General features: G+C 62.7%; 1 protein-coding gene. It reads left to right on the top strand.

All coding sequences use genetic code 11. The features are described from left to right. On the top strand, positions 1 to 6,563 hold a 6,563-nt coding region (locus AC2ETI_RS32330; RefSeq protein WP_483635025.1), incomplete at both ends, for an amino acid adenylation domain-containing protein.

Below are 6,563 nucleotides of genomic sequence, written 5' to 3'. Positions count from 1 at the left end.
GGTTTGGATGATGATTTCTTCGCGCTCGGTGGTAATTCGCTGATTGCGACGCAGGTGACGTCTCGGTTGGGTCAGGCTCTTGATGCTGCGGTGTCGGTGCGGGAGTTGTTCGAGGCGTCGACGGTGGAGGGTTTGGCTGCTCGCCTCGGTTCTCGTGTTGGTGGTGGTTCGCGTGCGGCGTTGACTGCGCAGGTGCGTCCGGCGCAGGTGCCGTTGTCGTTTGCGCAGCAGCGCATGTGGTTCCTCAACCAATTGGACCGCGAGTCGGCAGCCAACAACATTCCGATGGCGATCACGCTCACCGGCGAGTTGGACCAGGCGGCGTTGTACGACGCTGTCATGGACCTCTTGAAGCGTCACGAGGTTCTGCGCACGGTCTACCCCGAGGTGGACGGAATCGGCTACCAGCGGATACTGCCGGCGGCGGCAGTTCCGGTGAATCTGGCTCCCGTGCCGCTCGAGACATCCGACATCGTCGCGGCGGTGACGGAGTTCGTCTCATCAGGTTTTGACGTTACGGCTGAGGTTCCGTTGCGGGCCAAGCTCTTCCAGCTTGCCGAGGACTCGTTTGTACTGGCGATAGTGATTCACCACATCTCCACCGACGGTTTCTCGATGGGCCCGTTGATCCGCGACGTGATGACCGCGTACTACGCCCGCTCACAGGGGCAGACCCCGACGTGGGCGCCGTTGCCGGTGCAGTACGCCGACTACGCGTTGTGGCAGCGTGGTGTTCTCGGTTCCGAGAGTGACACGGAATCCGTACTCGCAGAGCAGATCGGCTACTGGGCTAAGGCTCTCGACGGAGTTCCAGACCAGATCACCTTGCCCAGTGACCGCGCGCGTCCAGCCGTGTTCACCGGACGGGGAGCCACCTACAGCTTCCCGATTTCCGCGGATGTTCACCGCGGACTGGCTGCTGTGGGTCGCGAGCACCAGGCATCGCTGTTCATGGTGATGCACTCGGCGTTGGCAACACTTCTTGCCCGGTTGTCCGGCACCACCGACATCGCAGTCGGTACCCCGGTGGCCGGTCGCGGTGAAGCGCAGCTCGACGATCTGATCGGCATGTTCGTCAACACCCTCGTGCTTCGTACCGAGGTGGATCCGGGGATGCGTTTCCTCGATCTGCTTACGTCGGCGCGTGAGAGTGATCTCGCGGCTTTCGCTCACGCAGACGTGCCGTTCGAGCGGCTGGTCGAGGTTCTCGATCCGGTGCGTTCGCAAGCGCACAACCCGTTGTTCCAGGTTGCCTTGGCATTCCAGAACCTGGGGCAGAATAACCTGACGCTGCCGGGACTCGATATCACTGAATTCGCTATCGCGGAAACCGTAGCGAAGTTCGACCTTCAGTTGACTCTGGTGGAAGCTGCCGATGGTCACGGAATGACTGCGACCTTCACGTATGCGACGGATCTCTTCGACGAGGGGACAGTTGTCTCCTTCGCCGAGAGGTTGACTCGAATTCTCGAAGCCGTCGCCGTGGATGCGACGCAGGCTGTCGGCGACATCAACATCCTCCAAGCGCCTGAGCGCATCGAATTGACCGGTCGCCGAGCGTCCTCGGGCATCGAGCCGAAGCCGTTGACCGACATCCTGGCCGAGACCGCGTTGCAGTATCCCTCCAACGAAGCTCTCCGCTACCAGGATCGGTCGATGACCTACGCCGAGGTCGACGAGTGGTCGTCGCGCCTCGCCCGCGTCCTGATCGCTCGCGGTCTGGGCGCCGAAGACCTGGTCGCAGTGTCGATTCCGCGTTCTATCGAATCGGTCCTGCTGGTGTGGGCGGTATCCAAGACGGGCGCCGCGGTTGTTCCCATCGATCCGCACTACCCGGCTGACCGCATCGCGCATATGGTCTCCGACTCGGGCGTCTCGGTCGGTCTGACTCTCGAAGCTGAACTCGCAGGGCTTACCGACACCGTGGAGTGGCTCGCGATCGACAGTGATGCTTGCGCGGAACTGATGGCAGCGCAGGATAGTTCACCGATTCGTGAAGATGAACGTGTTCGCCCCGTCCTTCCGGCGAATCCCGCCTGGGTGATCTACACATCAGGCACAACGGGCTTGCCCAAGGGTGTTGTTGCTACCGGTGCGGGCCTCGCGAGCTTCAGTGCAACGCAGGCACAGCACTACCTGGTGACGCCGAACTCCCGCACGCTGCACTTCGCGTCGCCGAGTTTCGACGCGTCGATGCTCGAACTGTTCCTGGCTGTCGCGACAGGCGCTGCCATGGTGATCGTCCCGACGTCGATCTTCGGCGGCGACGAGTTGACTGCGCTGTTCAAGTCCGAACGCGTCACACACGCCTTCATCACGCCGGCGGCGTTGGCTTCCATGGATCCGTCGGGCCTGAACGATCTCGAGGTGGTTGGTGTCGGCGGCGAGGCGTACTCGCCGGAGTTGATGGCCAAGTGGGCGGATCAGCCGAACCGTCGACGTACGTTCCTCAATGTCTACGGCCCCACCGAGACCACTATCGTCACCAACGTCAGTGTGCCGCTGATGCCGGGCGACCGGATGACCATCGGTGGAACCATCGGCGACATGGCCGCGTTTGTTCTCGACACGCGTCTGCAGCCCGTTCCGGTTGGTGTTGCCGGTGAGCTGTACCTGTCGGGTCCTCAGGTCACCCGCGGATACCATCGCCGCCCGGGATTGAGCGCGGATCGCTTTGTTGCCAACCCGCATGGCCTGCCCGGTGAGCGCATGTACCGCACCGGTGATGTTGTGCGTTGGACTGACCAATATCAGGTTGAGTATGTGGGCCGCAACGACTTCCAGGTGAAGATCCGTGGCTTCCGCATTGAACTCGGTGAGATCGACGCCGCCCTGACGGCACATTCGGACGTCGAGTTCGCCGCGACCATGGGCACCACGCTGGCGTCCGGTGCTCCGGCACTGGTGTCGTACGTATTTGTCGGCAAGGAATCTGCTGTCAGCTCGGCGGATCTGAGTGAGTTCGTCTCACGCACTCTGCCGGCGCACATGGTGCCTGCGTCGATCATGGTTCTGACCGACATGCCGCTGACCCCGGCCGGCAAGCTGGACCGAAAGGCTTTGCCGGATCCGGTATTCGAGGTCAAGGAGTTCCGCGCTCCCACCACCGAGATGGAACGCATCCTCAGCGAGGTCTTTGCCGACGTTCTCGGCCTCGATCAGATCGGTACCGACGATTCGTTCTTCGCTCAGGGCGGAGACTCGATCATGTCGATCCAGTTGGTGTCCCGCGCCAAGGCCCGAGGTGTTCTCTTCACGCCCAAGGACGTGTTCGAGAACAAGACGGTGGCAGAGTTGGCCGAGGTCGCCGTCTTCGGCTCCGACGCCGACGCGATCACTGTTCTCGCCGAGATCGAAGGCGGCGGCATCGGTTGGATGCCGCTCACTCCGATCAAGCGCTTCATGTTCGAACGGCCTGGCAGCTACCAGCGTTTCAACCAGCTATTGACGTTGGAATTGCCGCTGGGAATCGACCGGACCGGTGTTGTCGAAACGTTGACTGCGGTCATCGATCACCACGACATGTTCCGTTCGCGTCTGGTCAATGATCAGCGTGGTCCGGGCATGGCTGTGTCCGCGCCCGGAACCGTCGACGTGGATGGTTCGGTGCGCCGGGTGCAGGTGGACCCCGCGATTGCGGATACAGAGCTGACGGCCATCGCGTCGGGCGCTCTCGACGACGCTCTCGGCCGGTTGGATCCGGCCGCTGGTGTCATGGCTCAGTTCGTGTGGATCGACTTCGGTGACACGCGTACCGGCCGATTGATCGTGGCTGCGCATCACCTGATCGTCGACGGCGTCTCCTGGCGAATTATCGTGCCGGACTTGATTTCCGCGTGGGCCCAGCGCAGTGGCGGAAGTGTGCCCGTGCTCGAACCGACGGGCACGTCCATGCGTACCTGGGCGCACTCGCTGGCTGCGGAATCACGATCAGACAAGCGACTGGCAGAACTGCCACGGTGGCGTAAGACGCTGTCGACTCCGGACCCCATTCTCGGTTCGCGTGCGTTCGACCCCTCCGTCGACGTTGCGGCAACAGTCGAGCGTGTGCGCGTCGAGGTGCCCACAGACGTCACTGAAACCCTGCTGACAACTCTGCCCGAGGTGTTCCGCGGCGGAGCCAACGACGGTTTGCTGGCCGGACTTGCTCTGGCACTGGTGCGCTGGCGCCGTGAGCGGGGCATCGACACCGAAGCGGCACTGCTCCAGCTCGAGGGCCACGGCCGCGAAGAGGGCGTCGTCCCGGGTGCCGATCTCTCACGCACCGTCGGCTGGTTCACGGCGGCCTTCCCTGTCGCACTCGACCTTGCCGGTATCGACATCGACGACGCCTTCGACGCCGGAGTTGCTGCGGGAGCGGCGATCAAGGCAGTCAAGGAGCAGTTGCTCGCCGCTCCCGACAAGGGTGTCGGCTACGGACTGCTGCGGTACGTCAACGACGACACCTGCACTGAGCTGTCGAAGCTGAGCAGCGGGCAGGTCAGCTTCAACTACCTGGGTCGCATTGTGGCGGAGGATATTCCGGCTGCAGCGCAAGGCCTCGGATGGATTCCGGCACGCGACTTCTCCGATGTCGCTGCGCCGGAAGACCCGGACATGCCGGCCAACAAGGTTGTCGACATCAATGCCATCGTCAACGACGGCCCTGATGGCGCGGTGCTCGAAGCATCGTTTGCCTTCCCGAACGGATTGCTGAGCGCCACCGAGGTGCAAGCCCTGGCCGACCTGTGGGTCGGAGCACTCACAGCGCTGGCGCAGCACGCACAGGCCGTCGGCGCAGGCGGACTCACGCCGTCGGACGTGCCGCTGGTAACGCTGACCCAGCAGGATCTCGACGGGTTCGAGCAGCGTTTCCCCGCGGTGCTGGACGTCTGGCCGCTGGCTCCGCTGCAGTCGGGTCTGCTGTTCCACGCTGTCATGGCCGAGTCCACCGTCGACCTGTACTCCGTGCAGATGGTTCTCTCGCTGTCCGGCCGCGTCGACGCGGATCGCCTCCACGCCGCAGCACAGGCCATCATCGATCGTCACCCGAACCTGCGCACCGCATTTGTGGTCGACGGAACGGGTACGCCGGTCCAGGTAGTTCTCGGTGACATCGACGTGCCGTGGCGCGAACTGGATCTCACCACAATCGCTGACAGCGAAGAACGACGCCGCGAGTTGGATCGGATTCTTGTCGAGGACCAGGCCACGCACTTCGACATGTCGAACCCGCCGTTGATCAAGTTCACGCTGATCAAGATCGCGGCGAGCGAATACCGCCTTGTTGTGGCAAACCACCACATCATCCTCGACGGCTGGTCCATGCCGCTGCTGCTCCAGACGCTCCTCGGCCACTACGCCATGCGTGGGAACATTCCCGCTCAGACGCGGTCACTGAGCTACCGGAACTACCTCGCGTGGCTGGTCCAGCAGGATCGCAGTGTGTCCATGGATGCCTGGGCGAAAGCGCTGGGCGGCGTCGAAGAGCCGACGTTGTTGGCTCCCACCGTCGTTGGTCAGGAATTCAGTGCGCTGTCGCAGAAGTTGCAGATCTCGCTCAGCGAATCGGTGACCGCGACACTGACCGGTTTGGCATCGAGGACCGGCGTTACCGCCAACACGATCGTCCAGGCTGCCTGGGCAATTCTGCTGGGACGCATGACCGGTCGCCAGGACATTGTCTTCGGTGCCACGGTCTCCGGCCGTCCGCCACAACTCGACAGCGTCGAGAAGATGGTGGGCCTGTTCATCAACACGCTGCCCGTGCGTGTCCAACTGGATCTGGCCGAGTCCGTCGAGGCATTGCTCTCTCGGGTTCAGATCGAACAGGCGGGATTGCTCGATCACCATTACCTCGGCCTGACCGACGTGCAGAGCGCCGCGGGCGTCGGCGGACTCTTCGACACTCTGGTGATCTTCGAGTCCTACCCGGTCGACCGTGACGGTCTTGCAGCGCAGGCAGAGTTCTTGGATGGCATGGTGATCGACGATGTCGCCTCCGACGATTCCACGAACTACCCGCTCACACTGCTGATCGGTCTCGACGACCAACTGCACCTGACGCTTCGTTACCTACCCGACTTCTTCGACGAGTCGTACGCGCAGGCCCTGCTGGGTCGCCTCGAGACTCTGCTGACCGAAATCGGTGAAACGCCGTCTACTGCAGTCGGTGACGTCGAGGTCATGACGGCGCCTGAGCGCGCGTTGGTGCTCGACACCTGGAACGACACGTCTCATCCGGTTGTGGGTGGGTTGTTGTTGGATGGTTTTGATTCTGTGGTGGGGGTTTGTTCGGGTTCGCGGGCGGTGGTGTTCGGGGATGAGGTGCTCTCGTATGGGGAGTTCGATGAGAGGGTCAATAGGCTTGCGCGTTATTTGATCGGTTTGGGTGTTGGGCCGGAGTCGTTGGTGGGGTTGGCTGTTCGGCGGTCGGTGGATTTGTTGGTTGGGTTGTATGCGATTGTGCGTGCGGGTGGGGCGTGGGTGCCGTTGGATCCTGATGCTCCGTCCTCGCGTAATGAGTATGTGTTGGATTCGGCTGATCCGGTGTGTGTGGTGTCGACGGAGCGTGATGGTTTCGT

It is taken from the genome of Rhodococcus sp. MurmanLake-1 (assembly GCF_056945715.1).
Note: the sequence above shows the minus strand (reverse complement) of the source record. Positions and strands in the feature narration are given on the sequence as shown.